A 24,091-nucleotide genomic window follows, 5' to 3' on the forward strand; every position below is an offset into this window, starting at 1 on the left:
TCGGCTCACGACTTGCGTTTTTTGGCCTTCTTGTCGTGCTTGTCTGATTTTTCGAACGCGGCTTCCAGCGCCAGGTTGATCGTGCGCAGGACCTTGACCCGGGCCCAGCGCTTGTCATTGGCCTCCACCAGCGTCCATGGCGAGATTTCCGTGCTGGTGCGGTCAACCATGTCGCCGACGGCCGCGCGATAAGCGTCCCACTTGTCCCGATTGCGCCAGTCGTCTTCAGTGATCTTGAAACGCTTGAAGGGAATGTCTTCACGGGATTCGAAACGCTCCAGTTGCGTTTCCTTGTCGATGGCCAGCCAGAACTTGACCACGATGACGCCCGATTCGGAAATCTGCTCTTCGAAATCGTTAATCTCGCTGTAGGCCCGCAGCCAGTCAGCGGGCGGACAGAGCTCTTCGACGCGCTCGACCAATACCCGGCCATACCACGAGCGATCGAATACGGTGAATTTGCCCTTGGCCGGAATGTGCCGCCAAAAGCGCCACAAATACGGTTGCGCCCGTTCTTCCTCGGTGGGCGCGGCAATCGGCACAATGCTGTACTGACGTGGATCGAGCGCCGCGGCCACGCGCCGGATTGCACCGCCCTTACCCGCAGCGTCATTGCCTTCGAACACTGCGATCAAGGCGAATTGGCGCATGCGTTTGTCACGCATCAGGCCCGAGAATCGCGCCTGCTCGGTAATCAGTTGTTCTTCGTAATCTTCCTTGTCCAGACGCTGGCTCAAGTCGAGGCTGTCAAGCAAGTTGAGCTGATCGACATGGATCGGCAGCGGCGCAGCGTTGACTTTGGCGGGATGGATTCTGGATCGTTTCAAGGCACTTTGCAGGCCTTCGAGCAGGATCTTGCCCACCGCCAGACTGCGGTAATGCACATCCACGCCTTCAATCACGTGCCAAGGCGCATAGTCGCGGCTGGTGCGACGCAACACGCGCTCGCCGTACTTCACGAACTTGTCGTAAGTCCGGGATTGTTGCCAGTCCAGCGGACTGATGCGCCAGCTGTGCAAAGGGTCGTCGGCGAGTGCCTTGAGGCGCGCCTTCATCTGCTTCTTGGAGAGGTGAAACCAGAACTTGAAAATCAGCGCGCCTTCGTCGCAGAGCATCTTTTCAAAGCGCTCCGACTGGTTGATCGCCTGATCCAGCACCGCGTCCTTGAACAGTCCATGGACCCGGCCCTGGAGCATCTGGCTGTACCAGTTGCCGAAGAAAATCCCCATGCGCCCCTTGGCCGGGAGCATCCGCCAGTAGCGCCAGGCCGGAGGTCGCGCCAGCTCTTCATCGGTCTGCTGATCGAAAGTGCGGACTTCGATAAGACGCGGGTCCATCCACTCGTTGAGCAACTTGACCGTCTCGCCCTTCCCGGCGCCTTCAATGCCGTTGATCAGGACGATCACCGGAAAGCGCTTTTGCTGTTGAAGTTCGAACTGCGCTTCGAGCAACGCTTCACGCAGTGCCGGTTCTTCAGCGTCGTAGGTTTCTTTGTCGATGGCGTGACCGATTTCAGCAGATTCGAACATGGACGACTCCCTTTCCTGATTGCGCCAAGACTAGCGGATTGGGCTGTCCGTCATCACAGAAAATTCCTTGGCGGTCGGCTTTTTGTGGCGATTGCCTGTGGCACCACTACCCGACACTGCCATGGATCAGGCATCACCACCTCGATCAGCTAGAATGGCCGCCTTGCCGTTGCCGAGCCTGCCATGAAACCTGTATTGCCTCACGCCCAACTCGACTGGGACGACCAGGGTCGCCCGTATTCGCGGGTGTTCGACGATGTCTATTTTTCGGACAAGTCAGGCCTTGAAGAAACCCGCTACGTATTTCTCGAACAGAACGGTTTGCGTGAACGCTTCGCCGCGCTGGCCGACGGCGGTCGACTGGTCATTGGCGAAACCGGTTTCGGTACCGGGCTTAACTTCCTCTGCGCCTGGCAGTTGTTCGAACAGCACGCCGTGGCCGGTGCGCGCCTGCACTTTATCAGTGTCGAAAAGTACCCGCTGAGCCAGCCAGACCTGCAGCGTGCGCTGGCTTTGTGGCCGGAGCTCAAGCCGTTTGCCGATCAATTGCTGGCGCAATACGTGGCGATCCATCAAGGCTTCCAGCGAATGGTCTTGGACAACGGGCGTGTGACCCTGACGTTGCTGATCGGCGATGCGCTGGAGCAATTGCCGCAACTGGACGCGCAGGTTGATGCGTGGTTTCTCGACGGTTTTGCCCCGGCGAAAAATCCCGACATGTGGACCGCCGAGTTGTTTGCCGAACTGGCTCGATTGGCAGCGCCCGGCTCGACCATTAGCACGTTCACCAGCACCGGTTGGGTGCGCCGTCTGTTGAACGCGGCGGGCTTCAAGATGAAGCGCACGCCCGGCATCGGTCACAAATGGGAAATCCTGCGCGGTGTGTTTCTGGGCTGGCCTGCAGAAACCCCCACGCCTGTCGTTGCGAAACCCTGGTTTGCCCGCCCAACGCCGTTGACCGGCGAACGTCACGCCTTGGTGATTGGCGCAGGACTGGCCGGTTGCGCTACCGCCGCCAGCCTGGCGGCACGGGGCTGGCAAGTCAGTTTGCTGGAGCGCCACGATGCGCTGGCACAGGAAGCGTCGGGCAATCCACAGGGCGTGTTGTACCTCAAGCTCTCGGCCCATGGCACGGCCTTGTCACAGTTGATTGTCAGTGGTTTCGGTCACACCCGGCGTTTGCTTGAGCACTTGCACCGAGGCGTCGACTGGGACGATTGCGGCGTGCTGCAACTGGCCTTCAACGCCAAGGAAGCCGAACGTCAGGCACAACTGGCGGCGGCGTTTCCCGAGGATTTGCTGCACACACTCGATCAGCAACACGCGCAGATCCGCGCGGGTATCGCGTTGCAATCGGGTGGCCTGTTTTACCCCGAAGGCGGTTGGGTGCATCCGCCCGCCCTGTGCGCATGGCAAGCGGCGCATCCGAGTATCCGGTTCCTGCCCCATCACGATGTACTGGAACTGCGTCGTGCCGATGGGCAATGGCAAGCGTGGGAGGGTCACAAGCTGCTGGCCAACGCAGCGGTGGTGGTGCTGGCCGGCGCCGCCGAGATCAAGCGTTTCGACTTCAGCAGCGACTTGCCGCTCAAACGGATTCGTGGACAGATCACCCGCCTGCCCCAAACACCTGCAAGCCAGAGCCTGAGCACCGTGGTATGTGCCGAAGGTTATGTCGCACCGGCCCGCCTGGGTGAACACACCCTGGGTGCCAGTTTTGATTTCAACAACGACGACCTGACGCCCACCACGGCCGAGCATGCCGGCAACCTGCAGATGCTCGAAGAAATCTCGGTGGATCTGGTCGCCCGACTCGGCGCAGAGGCCCTGCGACCCGAGGCACTTGAAGGTCGCGCGGCGTTCCGCTGCACCAGCCCCGACTACCTGCCAATTGTCGGCCCTTTGTCTGATCGCCAGGCCTTCGCCGACGCCTACATCGCCCTGAGCAAGGACGCCCGGCAAACGCCAGACACCCCATGTCCATGGCTGGACGGTTTGTACGTCAACAGCGGCCACGGCTCACGAGGGCTGATTACCGCGCCGTTGTCAGGCGAGTTGCTCGCGGCCTGGCTCGACAACGAACCGCTGCCATTACCCAGAGCCGTGGCCGAGGCGTGCCATCCGAATCGTTTCGCCTTGCGTCGCCTGATCCGGGGTAAATGAATCCGCATTCTGACGGTTTAATCGATCGATCTATCCCGTGCGGACCGGCGTTTTCGGCTGAAGGCGCCTCCCTGCACATTCCCCCTTATTACTTATCGATCTAAAACTCCCACGATCCCACCGGGTCAGTTTCTGAGTACCCGCCGTTTTTGGCGGGTATCGATTGACCCTCCCCAACGGAAAAACCGGTAAGGACTTTATGTGCGGATTAGCTGGCGAGTTACGCTTTGATCATCAACCTGCGGACCTTGCAGCCGTTGAACGAATCACCCATCACTTGGCCCCTCGTGGCCCTGACGCGTGGGGCTTCCACAGCCAGGGGCCGATTGCCCTGGGCCACCGTCGCCTGAAAATCATGGACCTGTCGGACGGCTCGGCGCAGCCGATGGTCGACAACCAATTGGGTTTGTCCCTGGCCTTCAATGGCGCGATCTACAACTTCCCGGAACTGCGCACCGAACTGGAAAGCCTCGGTTATGCCTTCTATTCCGGTGGTGACACCGAGGTGCTGCTCAAGGGTTATCACGCCTGGGGCGAGGCACTGCTGCCGAAACTCAATGGCATGTTCGCCTTCGCGATCTGGGAACGCGACGCCAAGCGCCTGTTTATCGCGCGTGACCGTCTCGGCGTGAAGCCGCTGTACCTGTCGCGCACCGGCCAGCGCCTGCGCTTTGCCTCGGCGCTGCCGGCGTTGCTCAAAGGCGGCGACATCAACCCGATCCTCGATCCGGTGGCACTCAATCACTATCTGAATTTCCACGCCGTGGTCCCGGCACCGCGCACCTTGCTGGCCGGCATCGAAAAACTGCCACCGGCAACCTGGATGCGCATCGAAGCGGACGGCACCACTGAGCAGAAAACCTGGTGGACCCTGCCTTACGGCCCACGCGCCGACGAGATGAACCTGACGCTCGAAGACTGGCGTGACCGTGTACTCGACAGCACCCGCGACGCGGTGGCGATCCGTCAACGTGCGGCCGTGGACGTCGGCGTACTGCTGTCGGGCGGTGTCGATTCAAGCATGCTGGTGGGGCTGTTGCGTGAGGTCGGCGTGGAAAACCTGTCGACCTTTTCCATCGGTTTCCAGGATGCCGGCGGCGAACGTGGTGATGAGTTCCAGTACTCGGACTTGATCGCCAAACACTACAACACGCAGCACCATCAACTGCGCATCGACGAAAAAGAGATCATCGAGCAACTGCCCGCGGCGTTCCGCGCCATGAGCGAGCCGATGGTCAGCCATGACTGCATCGCCTTCTACCTGCTGTCACGGGAAGTGGCCAAGCATTGCAAAGTGGTGCAGAGCGGCCAGGGCGCGGACGAGTTGTTCGCCGGCTATCACTGGTACCCACAAGTCGATGGCGCCGCCGATCCGTACGCGGCCTATCGCGATGCGTTCTTCGATCGCAGCTACGAGGATTACGCCGCCACCGTGCAACCGAAATGGCTGACGGCCAATGACGCTGCCGGTGACTTCGTGAAGGAACATTTCGCACAGCCCGGCGCCGAGGCGGCGGTGGATAAAGCCCTGCGTCTGGACAGCACGATCATGTTGGTGGACGACCCGGTCAAGCGTGTCGACAACATGACCATGGCCTGGGGCCTGGAAGCGCGCACACCGTTTCTCGACTATCGCCTGGTGGAATTGTCGGCCCGGGTGCCGGGCAAATTCAAACTGCCGGACGGTGGCAAGCAAGTCTTGAAAGAGGCTGCTCGACTGGTCATTCCAAGCGAAGTGATTGACCGCAAGAAAGGTTACTTTCCGGTGCCGGGCCTCAAGCATTTGCAGGGCGATACGCTGAACTGGGTGCGCGAACTGCTGCTCGATCCAAGCCAGGATCGCGGCCTGTTCAACCCGGCCATGCTCGACCGCCTGCTGACCGATCCGCAAGGCCAGTTGACTCCGTTGCGCGGCTCCAAGCTGTGGCAATTGGCGGCGCTGAACCTGTGGCTCAGTGAACAAGGAATCTGATCGATGAAACCCCACGCCACGGCTTACAGCCAACGCTTGTTGCGCGGTCAGTCCCCCTCCTATGAACGTTTGCAGGCACGGCTGGCCGAAGACGGCAGTGAACTGGGCGCGGCGCCGATTGCGGTGCATTGCGGCTGGGGCCGGTTGCTGATCGGCCATACCTTCCCGGACGCGGCGAGCCTGGCGCAAGAGTTGCTCAACGAGCAGCCCGGTGAGCGCGACATCGCCTTGTACGTGGCCGCCCCCCAGCAAGTGTTGGGGCTGGAGCCGGCGCAACTGTTCCTCGACCCTTCCGACACCTTGCGTCTTTGGTTCAGCGATTACCGCCAGTCAACCCGGGTGTTTCGCGGTTTTCGCATTCGCCGGGCGCAAAGCGAGACTGATTGGCAGGCGATCAATCAGCTGTACCAGGCGCGCGGCATGTTGCCCATTGATGCGAATTTGCTGACGCCGCGACATCAGGGCGGCCCGGTGTATTGGCTGGCCGAAGATGAAGACAGCGGCGCGATCATCGGCAGCGTCATGGGCCTCAACCATCACAAGGCGTTCAACGACCCGGAGAACGGCAGCAGCCTGTGGTGCCTGGCGGTCGATCCGCACTGTTCGCGGCCCGGCGTCGGTGAAGTGCTGGTGCGGCATTTGATCGAACACTTCATGAGCCGTGGGCTGAGTTACCTGGACCTGTCGGTGTTGCACGACAACCGGCAGGCGAAAAGTCTCTACGCCAAGCTTGGTTTTCGCAACCTGTCGACCTTCGCCATCAAGCGCAAGAACGGCATCAATCAGCCGCTGTTTCTGGGTCCTGGGCCTGAGGCCGATTTCAACCCCTATGCGCGGATCATTGTCGAGGAAGCCCATCGACGCGGCATCGATGTGCACGTCGATGATGCCGACGCCGGGATGTTCACCCTCAGCCATGGCGGACGCCGGGTGCGTTGCCGCGAATCCCTGAGCGACCTGACCAGCGCCATCAGCATGAGCCTGTGCCAGGACAAAAGCCTGACGCACAAAGTGCTCAAGGCCGCCGGTTTGAACCTGCCCTCGCAGCAGCTGGCCGGCAACGCCGACGACAACCTGGCGTTTCTCGACGAGCACGAGCGGGTGGTGGTCAAGCCTTTGGATGGTGAGCAAGGTCAAGGCGTCGCGGTGGATTTGCGGACGATTGAAGAGGTTCAGCAAGCCATCGAATCAGCCCGGCAGTTCGACAGCCGCGTGCTGCTGGAAAGTTTCCACGAAGGTCTCGATTTACGCATTGTGGTGATCGGTTTCGAGGTGGTCGCCGCGGCGATTCGCCGGCCTGCCGAGGTGGTGGGCGATGGTCAGCATTCCATCGGCGCGCTGATCGAAGCGCAGAGTCGGCGTCGGCAGGCGGCCACCAGCGGTGAAAGCAAAATCCCGCTGGACCATGAGACCGAGCGCACGCTGCAGGCGGCGGGTTATGACTACAACAGTATTCTGCCGGCCGGCGAGCATCTGTTCGTCAGGCGTACGGCAAATCTGCATACCGGTGGCGTTCTGGAGGATGTCACGGCGATCTTGCATCCGACCCTGATCGATGCCGCCGTACGGGCTGCGCGGGCGCTGGACATTCCCATGGTCGGGCTCGACCTGATGGTGCCTGCCGCCGATCAACCGGAATACGTGTTTATCGAAGCCAACGAACGCGCCGGGCTGGCCAACCATGAACCGCAGCCGACGGCCGAGCGGTTTGTGGATTTGCTGTTTCCGCACAGTCAGCCGGCAGTTTCCTAGTCACGGGTCGGCTGGACTGACGCCTTCACGGGCAAGCCTCGCTCCTACAAAGGAACGCGTATTACCTGTAGGAGCGAATCTTGCTCGCGAAGGCGCCAGGTCAGGCACCCAACTTTTCCCTCATCGAAACCATCGATGTTCTTTACTCATCAGGAGTTTCCATGACCAGCAAAATTCCCGAACCGGATCTCAATTACCTGCAAAAAGTCCTGCTGGAAATGCTCGCCATTCCCAGCCCGACCGGCTTTACCGACACCATCGTGCGGTACGTCGCCGAACGCCTTGAAGAATTGGGCATTCCCTTTGAGATGACCCGGCGCGGCACCATCCGCGCCACGCTCAAGGGCAAGAAAAACAGCCCGGACCGTGCGGTCTCCGCTCACCTCGACACCATCGGCGCCGCGGTCCGCGCGGTGAAAGACAACGGTCGCCTGACCCTCGCCCCGGTCGGTTGCTGGTCCAGTCGTTTTGCCGAGGGCAGCCGCGTCAGCCTGTTCACCGACAACGGTGTGATTCGCGGCAGCGTGTTACCGCTGATGGCTTCCGGGCACGCATTCAACACCGCCGTAGATGAATTGCCGATCAGCTGGGATCACGTTGAGTTGCGTCTGGACGCTTACTGCGCCACCCGCGCCGACTGCGATTCCCTGGGGATCAGCGTGGGCGATTTCGTCGCCTTCGACCCGCTGCCGGAGTTCACCGAAAGCGGTCACATCAGCGCCCGTCACCTCGACGACAAGGCGGGTGTAGCGGCGCTGCTGGCGGCGATGAAAGCGATCATCGACAGCGGTGAGGAGTTGATGATCGATTGTCATCCGCTATTCACCATCACCGAGGAAACCGGCAGCGGCGCGGCGGCTGCGTTGCCTTGGGACGTCAGCGAATTCGTCGGCATCGACATCGCGCCGGTTGCGCCCGGCCAGCATTCCAGCGAACACGCGGTGAGCGTGGCGATGCAGGATTCCGGCGGGCCTTACGACTATCACCTGTCGCGGCACTTGCTCAGGTTAGCCAGTGAAAACGAGTTGCCGGTGCGCCGCGACCTGTTTCGCTATTACTTCAGCGATGCGCATTCGGCGGTCACCGCCGGTCACGACATCCGCACCGCCCTGCTCGCCTTCGGCTGCGATGCCACTCACGGTTACGAGCGCACGCACATCGATAGCCTGGCGGCGCTGAGTCGTCTACTCGGCGCCTACATTCTGAGCCCGCCGGTATTTGCCAGTGATGCGCAGCCGGCAAAGGGCTCGCTGGACCGGTTCAGTCATCAAATCGAGCACGACACGCAGATGGAAAGCGATACGCGGGTGCCGTCGGTGGATAGTCTGGTGGGGCAACGAACAGACAGCTGACCCGGGCTTTTTCATCGTCTGAGAGATCGCCTTCGCGGGCAAGCCTCGCTCCTACTGGTTATGTGTCGATGCACGAAACCTGTAGGAGCGAGGCTTGCCCGCGAAGGCGGTGTATCAGGTACCACATCAGGTCCCGGGCTAGCCGCAACCGATCATTCGCCGTAGCATCGCGCCATTGTTTAGCCGAGGTGCCTATGCTGATTCCCTACGACCAACTTGAAGTCGACACCCTGACCCGCCTGATCGAGGACTTCGTGACCCGCGACGGTACGGACAATGGTGACGACACGCCGCTGGAAACCCGCGTATTGCGTGTTCGCCAGGCATTGACCAAGGGCCAGGCGCTGATCGTTTTTGATCCGGACAGCGAGCAATGCCAGTTGATGCTCAAGCACGATGTGCCCAAGCACCTGTTCGACTGAGGCGCTCAGCGTCTTTTGGTTTTCGCCAGTTTGACCTGGATGCGATCGTAGACCTCGGCCCGATGCACATTGACGTTTTGTGGCGCTTCGACACCGAAGCGCACGCTGCCTCCGTTGACGGCGATGATGCGCACTGAAATGTTGTCACCGATGGAAATCATCTCGCCCACAACGCGACTGAGTACAAGCATGGCATTCATCCTTCAGGGTTACCGGCCCTCGAAGATGCCCGGCCCGCAGCCGCTCTTCAATGCAACAGCGGCAAATCAGTCCCGCCCTACAGCGCAGGAAGATGCCCCTTACGGAAACGTCTGACAAATCGTTTGAATGCCGCTTCAGGAAGCAGAGAAACGCGGGCCGAACAGAATCACACTGGCCCCGATCACGCACAGCGCCACGCCCAGCCAGTCTGAGCCCAGGGGACGAACTCGCTCGATCACCGCCAGCCAACCGATCGAGGCGACGATGTAAATGCCCCCATAGGCGGCATAGGCGCGACCGGCGTAAGTCGCCTCGACACGGGTCAGCAACAGCGCGAACAACGTCAGGCTGAGCAGCGCCGGCACCACCCACCACATGCTCTTACCTTGGCGCAGCCACATCCAGAAGGCGAAGCAGCCGGCGATTTCGAACAGCGCCGCGAGGAAAAACCACAGGTAATTGAGCATGCACACGTCTCGTAAGGATGACCGGTTGCGGCCACCCTAACGACGGTGTTGCGCACGGGCAAGTTCAGCCTGCGTTTTGTTTGGCCTTGGCGCGCATTTTGTCGGCCATGGTGGTCATTTCGTTGTAAAGCAGTTGCGGGTTCTTCTGCTTGAGTGCCCAGGCCATGCGGCCCTGCTCGTGGGGCAGGATCATGAATTCACCGGCGGCGACGTGCTCATAGATGTAATCGGCAATGTCCGTCGCGGTGATCGGCGAACTTTCCAGCAGTTTGCCGACCTGGGCTTTCATGGCCGGAGTCGGGCCACGGAAGGAATCCAGCAGGTTGGTCTGGAAAAACGACGGGCAGACCACGTGCACGCCCACTTCCTGTTGCGCCAATTCGACCAGCAGGCTTTCGGACAGGGCCACTACGCCGGCCTTGGCCACGTTGTAGTTGCTCATGGCCGGGCCTTGCATGAGAGCGGCCATGGACGCGATGTTGATGATTTTGCCTTTGCTTTTTTCCAGCAGCGGCAGGAAGGCCTTGCAGCCCTTGACCACGCCCATCAGGTTGATCGCGATCTGCCAGTCCCAATCTTCCAGGGACAGTTCACTGAAGAACCCGCCCGAGGCCACGCCAGCGTTGTTGACGATGACATCGATGCCGCCAAGTTTCTCTTCGCAGGCCTGGGCGAAAGCGGTCAGTTGACTGTAATCGCGCACATCGCAACGCTGGATAAAACCGTCGCCACCCGCTTCGCGAACCAGCTTCAGGGTTTCCTGCAGACCGGGTTCGCTGACGTCCGACAAGGCCAGCTGCCAGCCTTCACGCGCCCAGCGCAGCGCGATTTCGCGACCCAGGCCTGAGCCCGCGCCAGTGATCATCATGCGATTTTGCATAGCAAACAGCCTTGTTGTTCTGGGGAAGATGCGCTGAGTGTAGCGAAGGACATTGCGCGACCCACGCTCCATCAGATTGCTGAATGGTCCGAGCAAACCGAGGGAGCGCCGGAATCAACTAACACCGCCAAAAACGAAATAAGGCTTTCTTCGAAAAACATTAAAAAAACTTGGAATTTTCCGACGCACGCGACAGTCGGATTTTGTAAGCAGCTCGGGTTTATTGCAGTCCGACTGACAGTTAAAAGCTAGGTCATTCCAGAACACTTCCAACAAGGAAATAGACATGGGCACAATTCTTATCGTAATTCTGATTCTCCTGCTGGTAGGTGGTTTGCCGGTCTTTCCACACTCCAGAAGTTGGGGTTATGGCCCGTCGGGTATCATCGGCGTGGTGTTGGTGGTGCTGTTGATTCTGCTGTTACTTGGCAAGATATAACGATTTAACAGGCAAAAAAAAAGAGGCCCTCGAAGGGCCTCTTTTTTATTGCGCCGAAAACTTAGTCCGGCTTGCCGTCAACCACACCGGCGGTGTTGTCGATCAGGCTCTTGGTGGCCGTCTGGATGAACGACTCGAGTTTCTGCTTGAGGGCCGCTTCGTCAGCCGACGCCGGAATCAGTTCGCCTTTCGAATTGGCGCCCAGTTCGTACTGATACAACTTGGGCGGCATTTCCTTAGGCAGCACCAACACGCGATCCGCGGTCAGCAACGCTACGGTTTGATCGCTGCCCGATGGCTTGATTACGCCGAAGCCCTTGTCGCCTTCCGGCAGGTTCAGCAAGTCACGCCCCCAGCACTGGTGAATCACGTCGCCACCGATACGCCCCATGATGGTCGGCACGATGTCGATCTGGGTGCCCACGGTATGGTCAACCTGGCCGAATTTTTCCTGCACGCCCGGCCCGATCAGCAGCATCGGTACGTTGAATCGGCCCAGGTCCATTTCGGTGATCTGCTGCTCGTTGCCGAAACCATGGTCGCCGACCACCACGAACAGGGTTTCCTTGAAGTACGGCTCTTTACGCGCCTGCTCGAAGAACTGACCCAGCGCCCAGTCGGAGTAGCGCATGGCGGTCAAATGTTCGTTGAGGCTGCCACGGTCGGTCACGCGCTCGACCGGCAAAGGCGTCGGCAAGGCGTAAGGCGTGTGGTTGGACAGGGTTTGCAGCAAGGCATAGAACGGTTTTTTGTCCTTGCCGTCGCGGGCCTTCAACTCTTCCAGACCCCGGTTGAACATGTCCTGGTCGGACACGCCCCAGGTCGGGTCGGAGAACACCGGGTTAACGAAGTCGTTACGCCCGATGAAGTTGGTCATGCCCTGGTTGCTGAAGAAGCCCGACTGGTTGTCCCAGGCGAAGTCACCGTTGTAGACGTACACATCGTCGTAGTCACGGGCGCTGAGCAACTGTGGCAGGCCGGACAGTTTGTGGCTGCCTTCCGGGGTCTGCATCAGGTATTCGAAGCCCGGCAGGTTCGGGAAGCAGGCCATGGTGGCGAACATGCCCTGGTGGGTGTGGGTGCCGTTGGAGAAGAAGCGGTCGAACAACAGGCCTTCTTTGGACAGCTTGTCGAAGTACGGCGTGACGTTACCCGGACGACCCAGCGCGCCCACCGAGTGACCGGCGAAGCTTTCCATCAGGATCACAACGACGTTCTTGATCGGCAGGGTCTTGTCAGCGGCCGGAGAGTAGTTACGACGCACGGCAGCGGTTTCGCCATCCACCAGTTTGTCGCTTGGGGTCAGCAACATATCGCGGACGGTCTGCTGAGCCACTGGTTGGTCCAGCGTGGCTTTCCAGATGTTGTCGCGCTCTTCGGACATCCGGCTCTTGGCCGCCGCGATCAGCGACAAGGTGCCGTTGAGGCCCAACTGGTTGGCGAAGTTCGAATCGGTGGTGTAGACGTCACCCCAACGCAGCGGCGGGCCCTGACGCAGGGTGCCACGAGCGGCAACCACGCAAACCAGCAGACAGACCACGAACACGACGCCTCGCGTATACCACGGGGCGATCTGGCGCGCGCCGATGCTGCCGCCACTGAACGGGCCGCGAGGACGGGTCGCGCGGTCGGCGCCCTTGAACGCGAGGGTCAGGATCAACGTGCCGAAAGCCCAGGCCAGCAGGTAGCGAACCACAGGAAAACCGTACCAGAGCATGCTCATCACGGTTTTCGGGTCTTCCTTCACATATTGGAAGACCAAGCCATTGAGGCGCTGGTGGAACTCGCGGTAGAAATCCATCTCCATCAGGCCCAGGAACAGCGCGGTGCTCGCTGCGATGGTCAGCCAGAAGCGGAAGAACCCGCGAGCGGCCATGGCCCGGGCGCTGAACAGTGCCAGAATCAGCGGAATGCAGAGGTAGACCACCAGGCGCAGGTCGAAACGCAGACCATTGGCGAACGCCTCGATGAAGGTCGAGGCGGGTGAATCCTGGATCATTTCGCGGTTGTAGACCAGCAGCGCAACGCGCAGCAGGCTGAACATGACCATCATGACCATGGCGCACAGCAGCGTGTAGGCCAGGTGCGATTTGACGGTCGGTTGCAGCAGGCGACTTGAAGCTCGCTGCTGACTCAGGGCGTCCGGGTTTGCCATGTCGTTTTAGGACCCATTGGAAGTTGAAGTTTCAAAAATAAAGCGGCGCCCTGCCCTCTGTTGGCCAGTTCACGGCCCCGGGGCTTGCGCGGTGCGCAAATGTTGCACGATCACCCGCAGCATTGCCATTGATTAGTGCCCGGCAGGCTGACGCGGGCGAATTGTCTTGGAGGCATTGTGAAAATTTTGTGCAACGTATATCCGGAAACAAAATATACCTGTGGGAGCCGGCCTGTTCGCGATAGCGGTGGATCAGTCGACACCTCTTTCGGATGAGAAACCGCTATCGCGAGCCGGTTCGCTCCCACATGGATTGCGCATAACTGACGATTGCCCAATAAAAAACGCCCCGAGAGGTCGGGGCGCTTCATGAAACAGCGTGCGATTACTTCTCGGCGCGCTCTTTCAGGGCCTTGAGCGTGTTGAATGGCGCATCGACCACGAACTTGTTGGCGACCATTGATGGGATGCTGCCGCCTGGCTCGGTGTGCACCTGGTAGGTCACTTCGATCTGGTCACCCTTGGGGACGAACTTCCAGAAACCATCGACCTTGGTGACTCGCACGAAGCCCTTTTCCTCAGCCACGTACTTCGGCACGCCTTCAAGCTTGCGGGTCAGGCTGCCGTCGGCGCCTTCGGTGGTGGTGATATGCAACACCGAATCACGCGGAGTCACCGGCCACGGGGTATTGAACTGGGTGTAGGTCCAGTTCTGATCACCTTCCTGCTTGAGCAGCTTCTGGGTCTTGCAGTCGTGAATCCAAGTGCAGGCGCCTGCCACGTCTTCCTGCAGCGCGCGCAATTTGGCCATGGTGGTCTTCATCAGGGTGACACCCTGGTACGCTTTGTAATCGGAACCGGCCACTTCACTCAGGGACACCTTGATGCCGTCTTCATTCTTGGCGACTTTCCAGTCCTCGGCCTGTGCAGCCGTGGTGGCCAGCACCACCGTCAAACCACACAGCACAGCCATACGATGCAGCGAACCCATAGTCTTATTCCTTATTGTTGAAGTTCCGTTCTCAGGACACATCATGCAGCCGTCATCTGCTCCCACCATCCCAGCAGCTTGATCGCTTCGTCACTGCTGCTTCCGCAGACTTCCACGTCGGCTTCAAACGCCGAACATACGGCAGGACGTTGTGGATCGCCGAAAATGCTGCACAGGTTATCGATAGACAGTTGGATGCAACGTTCGCCAGCGGCTTTGCCATTGGGCATGCCGGGAATCGGTGAACTGATGGAAGGGGCAATGCAACAGGCGCCACAGCCTTCACGGCATTTCATGACGACAAGCTCCTCGCGTCGGGTGATGTGTTAATGGACGGGGCACAGAGTAACCGCTAAAACAGCTGTTTTAAATTACCTGGACCGGGGTTTTTACGCTCAAACGAACGTGACTGACCAGTCTCCGACAAAGCGTCTGGGTCGCGGGTCACGAATCAGTGCAGATTTACTGTTTGAACTCGAAATCCAGCGCTGCGCCTTCGACGTCCCGGCGCTCTTCATTGCGCAGTTGCAACTGCATTTCGTTGCTGAGCAGCCGGCCGTTGAGCTGAAATTGACTGTTCTTGTCACCGAACATCTCCGGCAACACGGAGTCGCGTCGTGGCATAGGGACCGTACCGATCGGTTTCAGCTCTTCGACCAAATCTTTAGGCAGGCTCAGGTCCAGGTCGGCGGAAGGGAGTTGAGTCTTCGCCACTTCTCGGGCCGATTTAGACTTTGAAGCAATCGGCGGCCGCTTTTTCAGCACAGCCGGTTTCTTTTTGACTGGCGCGACGTTTTTTTTCACCGCAGTAGTTTTCTTCGCGGCAACCGGTTTTTTCGACGTTGTTGCGCTGGCTGCCGGCTTTTCCTGAGTCGAAGCCGCCATGACGCCTTGGACATTAACGGTCACAAGGAGGCAGATCGATAGGCAGGCGGCAGGAAAAATCGGTTTCATGGAACCAACGACGCTAACGGCAGAGGGCCATATGCTCGCCTGTTGTACGCAACATGACAAGCACGTGTACGAAACGACCGACGCACTTGTCAGAAACCGCTGGTCGTCTCCTGGCACAGCTGAGTCGCCAACATTCCCAAGGTCATCAATGCGCGCTCGGCTTCACGGTTCCAGGGCGTTCCACAGTTCAGGCGGATGCAGTGATTGAACTGCTCGGTGTTACTGAAAATCAGCCCCGGCGCGATACTGATGCCCTGCTGCAACGCACGCACATGCAGTTCCTGAGTGTTGACCCGCCCCGGCAGACTGACCCACAGAATGAAACCGCCGGTGGGCCGGGTCATCTGCGTGCCTTCCGGGAAATACTGCTGCACGGCCAACTGGAAGGCGCTCAGGTTCTTGCGGTATTCCTGACGGATGTAGCGCAAGTGACGGTCGTAACCGCCATTCTCCAGGTACGCGGCGATGCCCATCTGCGTGACGCTGCACGCCGAATGCGTGCTGAACGTTTGCAAACGCTGAATCTCTTGCTGGTATTTGCCGGCAATCATCCAGCCAATCCGCACGCCCGGTGACAGGGTCTTGGAGAAGCTCGAGCAATAAATCACCCGATCCAGCCGATCGTAGGCCTTGAGCGATTTGGTCCGGCCTTGTTCGAACATCAACTCGCCGTAGATGTCGTCTTCAACGATCTGGATATCGAAATCCGAGGCCAGGCGCAGCAGTTGTTTCTGCCGCTCTTCGGGCATGGTACCGCCCAGTGGATTACTCAGACGCGTGGTCAGTACCAGCGCCTTGATCGACCACTGGTTGGCCGCCAATTGCAGGGCTTCGAGGCTCATGCCAGTCGCCGGGTCGCTGGGGATCTCGATGACTTTGAGACCCAGCAAGTCGGCCAATTGCAGCAAACCGTAATAAGTCGGCGATTCGGCGGCGATCAGGTCGCCCGGCCGGGTCAGCACGCGAAGAGACATCTGCAATGCATCGACACAACCGTGGGTGATCACCACTTCGGACGGATCGACCACCACGCCGGCATCACGCATGCGGATCGCCACCTGCCGGCGCAACGGTTCAAAACCGGGGCTGAACATGTAGCTGAAGGCACGCGGGCTATGGAAACGGGTGACTTTTGCCAATTGCTGGTGCAAGGCGCGGACCGGCAGATAATCGACGCTCGGCACCGCTGCGCCCAAGGGAAAAACACCCTCGCGGCGAGATTCGACCAGCACTTGCTGAATGATGCTGCTACGGGTGACCAGGCCGGGCCGCTCGACCCGGGCGATGTCCGGCGTGGGCGCCGTCAGGGCCGGCGTCTGGTGCACGTAGTAACCCGACTGCGGCCGGGCGCGGATCAGCCCTTGATCCTCGAGATTGGCGTAAGCCTGCAAAACAGTCGCATGGCTGACGTTGAGCTGCGAGCTCATCTTGCGCACCGAAGGCACGCGTTCCCCCGGTTGATAGACACCACGACGGATATCTTCGGCCAGTTGCTGAGCAATACGTTGGTAGAGCAAGAGATTGGTCATGACGCAGCACTCGATTTCACGGGCATTTTATTCTTGTGTGAAACAATACCGGAACAGTTTAGAAGTGTACTGGGACAGTTGCCACAATAGTCGACCGTACAGTGCAGTGTCAGCAAAAACTGTACTGTTTTGAGAGCCAATTGGCAGGCGCAAAAAAACCCGGCGCTGTCAGGCAGGCCGGGTTTTCCAGTAACGCAGCCCTTAGCGGGCGGCGCCGAGCTGGCCTTTTTCGTCGGAGAACACAATTTCCACCCGACGGTTCTGTGCACGACCACGCTCGGAAGCATTCACGTCCACCGGGTATTCATCGCCGTAGCCTTCGACTTTGATACGTTTGTCGTCGATACCCAGGTCCATCAGAACGTTCGCCACCGATTGCGCACGGTCACGGGACAACTTGAGGTTGTCCTGCTTGCCGCCTGTGCTGTCGGTGTAGCCCTCGATACGGACCACGCGCTTGGGGTTGAGCTGCAGGAACTGCACGATCTTCAGGACCACGCGGTTCGCCGAATTCTTCAACTCCGCTTCGCCGGTGTCGAACAGCACGTCGCCCAGGGTCATCACCAGGCCACGGTCGGTCTGGGTGGTTGCCAGGGCGACAATCTGTTCTTCGAGCCACTTGCCTTGCTGCTGCACGCTGAGCAATTTGGACTCGCGCAAGGCCAGTTGCAGGCGCTGACGTTCCAGTTCGAGCTTCGCCGCGCGCTCTTCGTTGAGCACCTGATTGGTGTGCTCACGGGCAATTTCGCTGTAGCGCTGGCTCAGGTAGGCGTAATGCACCACATCCGAACCGCTGCCCCAGTAACTGGAAAGACGATCAGCACGGGCGAGGGATTCACCGGCACGAATCACGTCCTTGGGCGCGATTCGCAGCACGTTGGAGTCTTCCTTGACCTTCTGGAAGTCAGTCCCGGCCTGCTGCAATGCAGTTTCGCTGTGTTGGCCGGCGCAGCCGTAAAGGCTTGCACAACCTGCGAGGATCAATCCGCCGAGTGCTTTGGACTTGAGGCTCATTGGGCATCTCCCAGCTGCTTGCGCAGGCGAGTGATGCGGGTATTGAGCACATTCAACTGCTCCTCACTCTTGAGGGTCAGCACCTTGGCTTCAGCCAGACGCGCGTCCAGTTCAGCCTGCTCGGCCCGCATGCGCGCATGCCTGTAGGACTGATCCGTCATGTCGCCCTGGGCACGGGAAAACTTGTCTTCGGCCAATTTGAGTTCCGGCACGTCGGCGGCGGTGGCGCCTACGGCTTTGGCTTGTTCAAGCGCCTGTTCGGTCAAGCGTATTTGTTCATTCGGCGCCGGATCGGCTGCACAACCCGCCAGAGCCAGAACGGCCAGGGCAGCGAAAAGAGGTCGAATACTCACTAAAAATCCCTACTGTTTTGGGGTACTGACGGGTTGCTGTTGCTGCGCTGTCCAACGCTCGATATTGCGTTGCAGCACGCTTTCCGTCAGTCCGGACGCGGGCAATTCTGTCATCTTTTTGGCCAGCTGTCCGCGCAACCACGGATCGTTGCAGGCGGAGTTATGGGAAACCGCGAGGAACAGGCCAGGTTTGTCGACCGGTTGGGGAAGAGCGATCAGGTCGTTGGCCATGCTCAGCGATTGCGCGGCGGCCATGCCCGAGTAGCGTCCGGCGAGGACAAACTCCACCTCGCCCAGCAGCAGTTTCTGAAAGGCCTGGGTCAGGTTCGGGGTACGCACGAGGGTCAATTGCTGGTCGGCGAAAGTGCCGAATGCCTGGGTCATTCGAGACTTTTCCGACACGGCACCCGGATGGCCGTGAAGGTCTTGCGCCTGGTTATAGACCAATGCCGAGTTTTTTCGGGTCCAGACCAGATAGTCGTTTTCCAGCAACGGCGGATGGATGTAATCCAGGGTGTCCAGCTCGCTGACGGTCAACGGCGCGTCGGCCAGCATGTCCATGCGTCCGCTGCGCACTTCGTCCAGGGCCTGGGCGCGCTTGCCGGCGTAAAGCAGTTCGACTTTGATGCCCAACTCCCCTGCCACGTGTTGCAACAGGTCTGCGCTGGCGCCGATCAGGTGCTTGGGGTTTTGCGGGTCTTGCCACAAGTACGGCGGCGCGTCCGGGCTTCCGGTCACCACCAGGCGTTCGCACTTGCCTGCCGCCACGGCTAGCGCCGGCAGCACCGTCAGCCCCAGCAGTAATGACCAGCCACCCACGCGACGCAAATCCATGGCAACACTCTCCACTCAAATCCGGAACAAAAAAAAGCCCGACCAAAAGGTCGGGCTCTTTATAAGTCAAGCGACTGGATTAGACCAGCTTCTCGAACTCGGGGATGGCTTCGAACAGGTCAGCCACCAGGCCATAATCGGCCACCTGGAAGATCGGCGCTTCTTCGTCCTTGTTGATCGCAACGATCACTTTGGAGTCTTTCATGCCGGCCAGGTGCTGGATCGCGCCGGAGATACCGACGGCGATGTACAGCTGTGGAGCAACGATCTTGCCGGTCTGACCGACCTGCATGTCGTTGGGTACAAAACCTGCGTCGACCGCGGCGCGGGAAGCACCCACGGCAGCGCCCAGCTTGTCGGCCAGGGCGTACAGGTGTTTGAAGTTGTCGCCATTCTGCATGCCGCGGCCGCCGGAAACGACGATCTTGGCAGCGGTCAGTTCTGGACGATCGGACTTGGCCAGTTCTTCGTCAACGAAGCTGGAAGTGCCAGCATCATGGGCAGCAGCAACGGCTTCAACCGACGCCGAACCACCTTCAGCAGCCACAGGGTCGAAACCGGTGGCACGCACGGTGATCACTTTCACTGCAGCGTTCGACTGAACGGTCGCGATGGCGTTACCGGCGTAGATCGGGCGCTTGAACGTGTCAGCGCTTTCGACCGAGATGATCTCGGAGATCTGGTCAACGTCCAGCTGAGCGGCAACGCGCGGCAGGATGTTTTTGCCGTTGGAAGTGGCGGCAGCCAGGATATGGCTGTAACCAGCGCCCAGCTCGGCTACCAGCGGCGCGACGTTTTCCGGCAATTGATGAGCGTAGGCGGCGTTGTCGGCCACCAGCACTTTCGCCACGCCAGCGATTTTCGCAGCGGCCTCAGCCACGGCGCCAACGCCCTGGCCGGCAACCAGAACGTGGATGTCACCGCCGATTTTGGCAGCGGCAGCCACGGTATTCAGCGTGGCCGGGGCCACTACTTTGTTGTCGTGTTCAGCAATAACCAAGATAGTCATTTAGATTACCTTCGCTTCGTTTTTCAGTTTCTCGACCAGTTCAGCCACCGACTTGACCTTGATACCCGCGCTGCGTGCAGCTGGCGCTTCGACTTTCACGGTCTTGTTGGTGGAGGCGGTGGAAACGCCCAAAGCGTCCGGAGTCAGCACTTCGAGAGGCTTCTTCTTGGCTTTCATGATGTTTGGCAGGGACGCGTAGCGCGGCTCGTTCAAACGCAGGTCGGTGGTGACGATGGCCGGCAGTTTCAGGGAAACCGTCTGCGCGCCGCCGTCGATTTCGCGGGTCACGGCAACGGTGTCGCCGGACACTTCGACTTTCGAAGCGAAGGTGCCCTGACCGTAGCCGCTCAATGCAGCAAGCATCTGGCCAGTCTGGTTGTTGTCGCTGTCGATGGCTTGTTTGCCAAGGATCACCAGCTGAGGCTGTTCCTTGTCGACAACAGCCTTGAGCAGCTTGGCAACGGCCAGGGAAGTCAGATCTTCAGCGGATTCGACGAGGATGGCGCGGTCAGCACCCAGAGCCAGCGCTGTGCGCAGTTGCTCTTGAGCGGTGGTCGGGCCGATGGAGACGACGACGATTTCAGTCGCAACGCCTTTCTCTTTCAGGCGCACGGCTTCTTCCACTGCGATTTCGCAGAACGGGTTCATCGACATCTTGACGTTGGCGAGGTCGACGCCGGAATTGTCCGCCTTGACGCGAACCTTGACGTTGTAATCCACAACGCGTTTGACAGCTACAAGAACCTTCATGGATTCCTCGTTACTCTCCGGTGAAAAGAAAGTCGCCTAGGCGAACCTGGCGGTTTGATGCTCATCGGCGCAAGGGCACCTCTAAAAACGCTGGCAGGTGTATCGAGTGAACCTTGCTCACGAGGCGTGATGACCGTTCGTCAGTGGTGACCGACGAGTCATTCATTATCGCGGCGTGTAAACTGCGCACCAAAACTGCGCTGCGCATCACCCTGTACTGCCATCGCCCTGTCTTTAGAGGTGCTCTTGAACCCAACAGTCAGCCTACGGCGAGCGCAAAACCGACCGTATCTTGACCGGAACGCCTATTCCGGTCAATACGGCAAAATAGCCGTTCATAAGCCGCGTGACTTTGATTTCTCTGGCTTTGAGCCAATTCAAACAAACGTTTGTATTGGACGCTAGGAGTGGTGTAGATATAATGCGCCACCCAGAGAGAAAGGTGGTCATACGATTGTCCTGTTCCGCGCATTGCGCAGGAATTCATGGATGCGACACCAAACCTCCAATTAGAAAAAAAACTGTTGAGCCTTGAGTAGGAGATAACCTGTGGAACGCGAATACATGGAATTCGACGTGGTCATCGTCGGTGCCGGCCCCGCGGGTCTTTCCGCCGCCTGCCGCTTGAAGCAGAAGGCTGCTGAAGCCGGTAAGGAAATCAGCGTCTGCGTGGTCGAAAAAGGCTCCGAAGTCGGCGCACACATCCTGTCCGGCGCGATCTTCGAACCCCGCGCCCTGAACGAATTGTTCCCGGACTGGAAGGAGCTCGGCGCCCCGCTGAACACACCAGTGACCCGCGATGACATCTTCGTTCTGAAAAACGCCGACAGCGCGCAAAAAATTCCTGACTTCTTTGTGCCCAAGACCATGCACAACGATGGCAACTACATCATCTCCCTGGGCAACCTGTGCCGCTGGCTGGCCCAGCAGGCCGAGAACCTGGGCGTAGAAATCTACCCAGGCTTCGCCGCTCAGGAAGCGCTGTTCGACGAGAACGGCGTGGTTCGCGGGATCATCACCGGTGATCTGGGCGTTGACCGTGAAGGCCAACCGAAAGAAGGCCTGTACACCCCTGGCATGGAACTGCGTGGCAAGTACACGCTGTTCGCCGAAGGTTGCCGTGGCCACATCGGCAAGCAGCTGATCAAGCGCTTCAACCTCGATAGCGAAGCCGACGCCCAGCATTACGGCATCGGCCTGAAAGAAATCTGGGAAGTCGATCCGGCCAAGCATCAGCCAGGCCTGGTGGTCCATACCGCCGGTTGGCCGATGGACATCATGGGCACCGAGAACACCGGTGGCTCGTTCCTCTACCACCTGGAAAACAACCAGGTGGTCGTCGGTCTGATCGTCGATCTCTCCTACAGCAACACTTACCTGTCGCCGTTCGACGAGTTCCAGCGCCTCAAGCATCACCCGGTGCTCAAGCAGTACCTGGAAGGCGGCAAGCGCATCAGCTACGGCGCTCGTGCCATCTGCAAAGGTGGCCTGAACTCGCTGCCGAAGATGGTATTCAAGGGCGGCGCACTGATCGGTTGCGACCTGGGCACCCTGAACTTCGCCAAGATCAAAGGCAGCCACACCGCCATGAAATCCGGCATGCTCGCCGCTGAGTCCGTGGCCGAGGCGCTGTTCGCTGAAAAAGACGGCACCGAAGAGTTGACCACTTACGTCGACGCCTTCAAGAAGAGCTGGCTCTACGACGAACTGTTCGCCAGCCGCAACTTCGGCCCGGCAATCCACAAGTTCGGCGCCATCGTCGGCGGTGGTTTCAACTGGCTCGACCAGAACATCTTCGGCGGCAAACTGCCGTTCACCTTGCACGACACCAAACCTGATTACGCTTGCCTGAAGCTGGCGGCCGACTGCAAGAAGATCGACTACCCGAAACCGGACGGCAAGATCAGCTTCGACAAACTCAGCTCGGTGTTCATCTCCGGTACCAACCACGAAGAAGAGCAGCCGTGCCACCTGAAGCTGACCGATCCGAGCATTCCGATCGCCAAGAACCTGCCGCTGTACGATGAGCCTGCCCAGCGTTACTGCCCGGCCGGCGTGTACGAAGTGGTGACCAAGGAAGACGGCGAGAAGCGCTTCCAGATCAACGCCCAGAACTGCGTTCACTGCAAGACCTGCGACATCAAGGACCCTGCACAGAACATCACCTGGGTGGCGCCGGAAGGTGCTGGCGGCCCGACTTACCCGAACATGTAAGCCGAACGCCTGAACATCAAGGCTCCCGGAATGGGGGCCTTTTTGTTGCCCGCCATTTACCCCACACCATAATCCCCCTGTAGGAGGAACCATTACCCACTCAGGCAGCGCGCTCATCCCCCGGATTACGCTCAAAGTAGCGCTTGTACTCACGACTGAACTGCGACGTGCTTTGATACCCGACCCGATGCGCCACCTGCGCCACGCCCAACCCCTCGGCGAGCAACAACTGCTGCGCCTTGAGCAAGCGCAAGCGCTTCAAATACTGCACCGGCGACAACAACGTGCTGCGCTTGAAATGCTCATGGAAGGTCGACGCGCTCATGTTCGCGCAACTGGCCAGGGTTTCCACATTCAACGGCTCGGTGAAATGCCCGTGCAGATGGTTGAGCGAGGCTGCAATCCGGGCGAACTGCCCTTGCTGCTCCACCAGCGCACGCAACACATCGGCTTGCGGACCGCGTAACGCGACGAACAACAATTCCCGCAACCGCGCCGGCCCCATGACCTGGCATTCCAGCGGATCGTGCAGGCAACGCAACAGCCGCTCCACGCAACCACGCATCGCATCGTCGAGCACCGCCGACGTCATGGACTCCAGTGTTTGCGCAGGAACCGTGCGCCCCGGCACCAGGCCCATGGCCAACACCAACTCACCGAGCAACACTCGGTCGATGGCGATGGACACCCCGAGCATCGGCCCATCCGGCGCCGAAAACGTTTCGCACTCAAACGGCACCGGCAATGCCTGAATCAGGTAGTGCCCGGCGCCGTACTCGAGCGTGCGCGGCCCCAAATACGCCAGTTTGCTGCCTTGGGCGATGATCACCAGGCTCGGCTCGTAGATCTGCGGACCACGGGCCACATCGCGACTGGCCCGTAAAACCTGGACGCCCGGCAACGCCGTAGGAGCGAAACCATCGCGAGTGGTCAGGGGCTCGATCAGCGAAACCAGCGTGGCATTCGCATCAAGATGACGGGTTAACAACATGAGAAATCTTCACAAAAAAGTCGCGGAAAAAGGTATGAAAGCATCATCGCAGGTCTGATCGCCCATTTGATCAGACGAACGCTGATGCCGGAGGAATAGGCATGACACCCGGAGGAATCG

General features: G+C 59.5%; 22 protein-coding genes. 7 read left to right on the forward strand and 15 right to left on the reverse strand.

Translation table 11 applies throughout. From position 1 onward, the window contains the following. Positions 1-5 precede the first annotated feature (5 nt). Positions 6-1,529 (reverse strand): polyphosphate:AMP phosphotransferase, encoded by a 1,524-nt coding sequence (pap, locus tag BLU63_RS01360; RefSeq protein ID WP_077747970.1) that lies wholly within the window; start codon positions 1,527-1,529, stop codon positions 6-8. Positions 1,530-1,712: 183 nt separating this feature from the next. Here pap and mnmC point away from each other — a divergent pair, with 183 nt between their 5' ends. The 5 genes from mnmC to BLU63_RS01385 all read left to right on the forward strand — a co-directional run bounded on the left by mnmC (position 1,713) and on the right by BLU63_RS01385 (position 9,190). Continuing rightward, entirely contained in the window at positions 1,713-3,692 is a 1,980-nt protein-coding gene (mnmC, locus tag BLU63_RS01365) for a bifunctional tRNA (5-methylaminomethyl-2-thiouridine)(34)-methyltransferase MnmD/FAD-dependent 5-carboxymethylaminomethyl-2-thiouridine(34) oxidoreductase MnmC (protein WP_083374734.1), read from the forward strand. 199 nt (positions 3,693-3,891) lie between these two features. Continuing rightward, complete coding sequence (locus tag BLU63_RS01370) at positions 3,892-5,664, forward strand: N-acetylglutaminylglutamine amidotransferase (RefSeq protein WP_083374735.1); 1,773 nt, start codon at positions 3,892-3,894, stop codon at positions 5,662-5,664. A 3-nt stretch (positions 5,665-5,667) separates the two neighbouring features. Next, positions 5,668-7,416, forward strand: coding sequence for an N-acetylglutaminylglutamine synthetase (gene ngg / locus BLU63_RS01375; RefSeq protein ID WP_083374736.1), 1,749 nt, complete (start codon positions 5,668-5,670; stop codon positions 7,414-7,416). 161 nt (positions 7,417-7,577) lie between these two features. Continuing rightward, positions 7,578-8,768: an osmoprotectant NAGGN system M42 family peptidase gene (locus BLU63_RS01380; RefSeq protein WP_010461749.1), complete on the forward strand. Its 1,191-nt coding sequence runs from the start codon at positions 7,578-7,580 to the stop codon at positions 8,766-8,768. Positions 8,769-8,962: 194 nt separating this feature from the next. Continuing rightward, positions 8,963-9,190, forward strand: a complete 228-nt coding sequence (locus BLU63_RS01385) for a YheU family protein (protein WP_010461751.1) — start codon at positions 8,963-8,965, stop codon at positions 9,188-9,190. A 5-nt stretch (positions 9,191-9,195) separates the two neighbouring features. Here BLU63_RS01385 and csrA read toward each other — a convergent pair whose 3' ends face one another. The 3 genes from csrA to BLU63_RS01400 all read right to left on the reverse strand — a co-directional run bounded on the left by csrA (position 9,196) and on the right by BLU63_RS01400 (position 10,738). Further along, complete coding sequence (csrA, locus tag BLU63_RS01390) at positions 9,196-9,381, reverse strand: carbon storage regulator CsrA (RefSeq protein WP_010461752.1); 186 nt, start codon at positions 9,379-9,381, stop codon at positions 9,196-9,198. A 144-nt stretch (positions 9,382-9,525) separates the two neighbouring features. Further along, positions 9,526-9,858, reverse strand: a complete 333-nt coding sequence (locus tag BLU63_RS01395; protein WP_077747972.1) for a YnfA family protein — start codon at positions 9,856-9,858, stop codon at positions 9,526-9,528. Positions 9,859-9,922: 64 nt separating this feature from the next. Then, on the reverse strand, positions 9,923-10,738 hold the full coding sequence (locus BLU63_RS01400) for an SDR family oxidoreductase (RefSeq protein ID WP_010461756.1): 816 nt from the start codon (positions 10,736-10,738) through the stop codon (positions 9,923-9,925). A 280-nt stretch (positions 10,739-11,018) separates the two neighbouring features. Here BLU63_RS01400 and BLU63_RS01405 point away from each other — a divergent pair, with 280 nt between their 5' ends. Further along, the gene (locus BLU63_RS01405; RefSeq protein ID WP_169858239.1) at positions 11,019-11,177 is read left to right on the forward strand and encodes a DUF3309 family protein; all 159 of its coding nucleotides are present in this window, start codon (positions 11,019-11,021) and stop codon (positions 11,175-11,177) included. 61 nt (positions 11,178-11,238) lie between these two features. Here BLU63_RS01405 and BLU63_RS01410 read toward each other — a convergent pair whose 3' ends face one another. From BLU63_RS01410 to BLU63_RS01455, 10 genes are all read right to left on the reverse strand, one after another. Continuing rightward, a complete protein-coding gene (locus tag BLU63_RS01410) occupies positions 11,239-13,332 on the reverse strand; it encodes an LTA synthase family protein (protein ID WP_010461762.1) in 2,094 nt (697 codons plus the stop codon). A 385-nt stretch (positions 13,333-13,717) separates the two neighbouring features. Beyond that, positions 13,718-14,323, reverse strand: coding sequence for an START domain-containing protein (locus tag BLU63_RS01415; protein WP_083374737.1), 606 nt, complete (start codon positions 14,321-14,323; stop codon positions 13,718-13,720). A 41-nt stretch (positions 14,324-14,364) separates the two neighbouring features. After that, positions 14,365-14,619 (reverse strand): YkgJ family cysteine cluster protein, encoded by a 255-nt coding sequence (locus tag BLU63_RS01420; protein WP_083374738.1) that lies wholly within the window; start codon positions 14,617-14,619, stop codon positions 14,365-14,367. A 166-nt stretch (positions 14,620-14,785) separates the two neighbouring features. Then, positions 14,786-15,277 carry a translation initiation factor 2 gene (locus BLU63_RS01425; protein ID WP_083374739.1) on the reverse strand — a complete coding sequence of 164 codons (492 nt, stop codon included), beginning with the start codon at positions 15,275-15,277 and terminating at the stop codon, positions 14,786-14,788. A gap of 89 nt (positions 15,278-15,366) precedes the next feature. Beyond that, positions 15,367-16,806 carry an aminotransferase-like domain-containing protein gene (locus BLU63_RS01430; RefSeq protein WP_010461766.1) on the reverse strand — a complete coding sequence of 480 codons (1,440 nt, stop codon included), beginning with the start codon at positions 16,804-16,806 and terminating at the stop codon, positions 15,367-15,369. Between the two features lie 201 nt (positions 16,807-17,007). Further along, the gene (locus tag BLU63_RS01435; RefSeq protein WP_077747974.1) at positions 17,008-17,820 is read right to left on the reverse strand and encodes an OmpA family protein; all 813 of its coding nucleotides are present in this window, start codon (positions 17,818-17,820) and stop codon (positions 17,008-17,010) included. Further along, positions 17,817-18,173 (reverse strand): DUF4398 domain-containing protein, encoded by a 357-nt coding sequence (locus BLU63_RS01440; protein ID WP_010461770.1) that lies wholly within the window; start codon positions 18,171-18,173, stop codon positions 17,817-17,819. Before BLU63_RS01440 ends, BLU63_RS01435 begins: the two co-directional genes overlap by 4 nt. Positions 18,174-18,182: 9 nt before the next feature. Continuing rightward, positions 18,183-19,007: a substrate-binding periplasmic protein gene (locus tag BLU63_RS01445; RefSeq protein WP_010461772.1), complete on the reverse strand. Its 825-nt coding sequence runs from the start codon at positions 19,005-19,007 to the stop codon at positions 18,183-18,185. 79 nt (positions 19,008-19,086) lie between these two features. Then, positions 19,087-20,016, reverse strand: coding sequence for an electron transfer flavoprotein subunit alpha/FixB family protein (locus BLU63_RS01450; protein ID WP_083374740.1), 930 nt, complete (start codon positions 20,014-20,016; stop codon positions 19,087-19,089). Continuing rightward, the gene (locus BLU63_RS01455; RefSeq protein WP_010461775.1) at positions 20,017-20,766 is read right to left on the reverse strand and encodes an electron transfer flavoprotein subunit beta/FixA family protein; all 750 of its coding nucleotides are present in this window, start codon (positions 20,764-20,766) and stop codon (positions 20,017-20,019) included. It lies immediately after the preceding gene. A 549-nt stretch (positions 20,767-21,315) separates the two neighbouring features. On the opposite strand from BLU63_RS01455, the gene BLU63_RS01460 reads away from it, so the two are divergent. Beyond that, positions 21,316-22,980, forward strand: coding sequence for an electron transfer flavoprotein-ubiquinone oxidoreductase (locus BLU63_RS01460; protein WP_010461777.1), 1,665 nt, complete (start codon positions 21,316-21,318; stop codon positions 22,978-22,980). Positions 22,981-23,080: 100 nt separating this feature from the next. On the opposite strand, the gene BLU63_RS01465 is transcribed toward BLU63_RS01460, so the two are convergent. Next, positions 23,081-23,971, reverse strand: coding sequence for an AraC family transcriptional regulator (locus tag BLU63_RS01465; protein WP_010461779.1), 891 nt, complete (start codon positions 23,969-23,971; stop codon positions 23,081-23,083). Between the last annotated feature and the right edge of the window lie 120 nt (positions 23,972-24,091).

This window comes from Pseudomonas mandelii, from assembly GCF_900106065.1.
GTDB classification, from domain to species: domain Bacteria; phylum Pseudomonadota; class Gammaproteobacteria; order Pseudomonadales; family Pseudomonadaceae; genus Aquipseudomonas; species Aquipseudomonas mandelii.

Bases quoted from the DNA above. Each gene is read 5' to 3' on its own strand.
- pap (WP_077747970.1), bottom strand. From the start codon at position 1,529: ATGTTCGAATCTGCTGAAATCGGTCACGCCATCGACAAAGAAACCTAC.
- mnmC (WP_083374734.1), top strand. From the start codon at position 1,713: ATGAAACCTGTATTGCCTCACGCCCAACTCGACTGGGACGACCAGGGT.
- BLU63_RS01370 (WP_083374735.1), top strand. From the start codon at position 3,892: ATGTGCGGATTAGCTGGCGAGTTACGCTTTGATCATCAACCTGCGGAC.
- ngg (WP_083374736.1), top strand. From the start codon at position 5,668: ATGAAACCCCACGCCACGGCTTACAGCCAACGCTTGTTGCGCGGTCAG.
- BLU63_RS01380 (WP_010461749.1), top strand. From the start codon at position 7,578: ATGACCAGCAAAATTCCCGAACCGGATCTCAATTACCTGCAAAAAGTC.
- BLU63_RS01385 (WP_010461751.1), top strand. From the start codon at position 8,963: ATGCTGATTCCCTACGACCAACTTGAAGTCGACACCCTGACCCGCCTG.
- csrA (WP_010461752.1), bottom strand. From the start codon at position 9,381: ATGCTTGTACTCAGTCGCGTTGTGGGCGAGATGATTTCCATCGGTGAC.
- BLU63_RS01395 (WP_077747972.1), bottom strand. From the start codon at position 9,858: ATGCTCAATTACCTGTGGTTTTTCCTCGCGGCGCTGTTCGAAATCGCC.
- BLU63_RS01400 (WP_010461756.1), bottom strand. From the start codon at position 10,738: ATGCAAAATCGCATGATGATCACTGGCGCGGGCTCAGGCCTGGGTCGC.
- BLU63_RS01410 (WP_010461762.1), bottom strand. From the start codon at position 13,332: ATGGCAAACCCGGACGCCCTGAGTCAGCAGCGAGCTTCAAGTCGCCTG.
- BLU63_RS01415 (WP_083374737.1), bottom strand. From the start codon at position 14,323: ATGGGTTCGCTGCATCGTATGGCTGTGCTGTGTGGTTTGACGGTGGTG.
- BLU63_RS01420 (WP_083374738.1), bottom strand. From the start codon at position 14,619: ATGAAATGCCGTGAAGGCTGTGGCGCCTGTTGCATTGCCCCTTCCATC.
- BLU63_RS01425 (WP_083374739.1), bottom strand. From the start codon at position 15,277: ATGAAACCGATTTTTCCTGCCGCCTGCCTATCGATCTGCCTCCTTGTG.
- BLU63_RS01430 (WP_010461766.1), bottom strand. From the start codon at position 16,806: ATGACCAATCTCTTGCTCTACCAACGTATTGCTCAGCAACTGGCCGAA.
- BLU63_RS01435 (WP_077747974.1), bottom strand. From the start codon at position 17,820: ATGAGCCTCAAGTCCAAAGCACTCGGCGGATTGATCCTCGCAGGTTGT.
- BLU63_RS01445 (WP_010461772.1), bottom strand. From the start codon at position 19,007: ATGGATTTGCGTCGCGTGGGTGGCTGGTCATTACTGCTGGGGCTGACG.
- BLU63_RS01450 (WP_083374740.1), bottom strand. From the start codon at position 20,016: ATGACTATCTTGGTTATTGCTGAACACGACAACAAAGTAGTGGCCCCG.
- BLU63_RS01455 (WP_010461775.1), bottom strand. From the start codon at position 20,766: ATGAAGGTTCTTGTAGCTGTCAAACGCGTTGTGGATTACAACGTCAAG.
- BLU63_RS01465 (WP_010461779.1), bottom strand. From the start codon at position 23,971: ATGTTGTTAACCCGTCATCTTGATGCGAATGCCACGCTGGTTTCGCTG.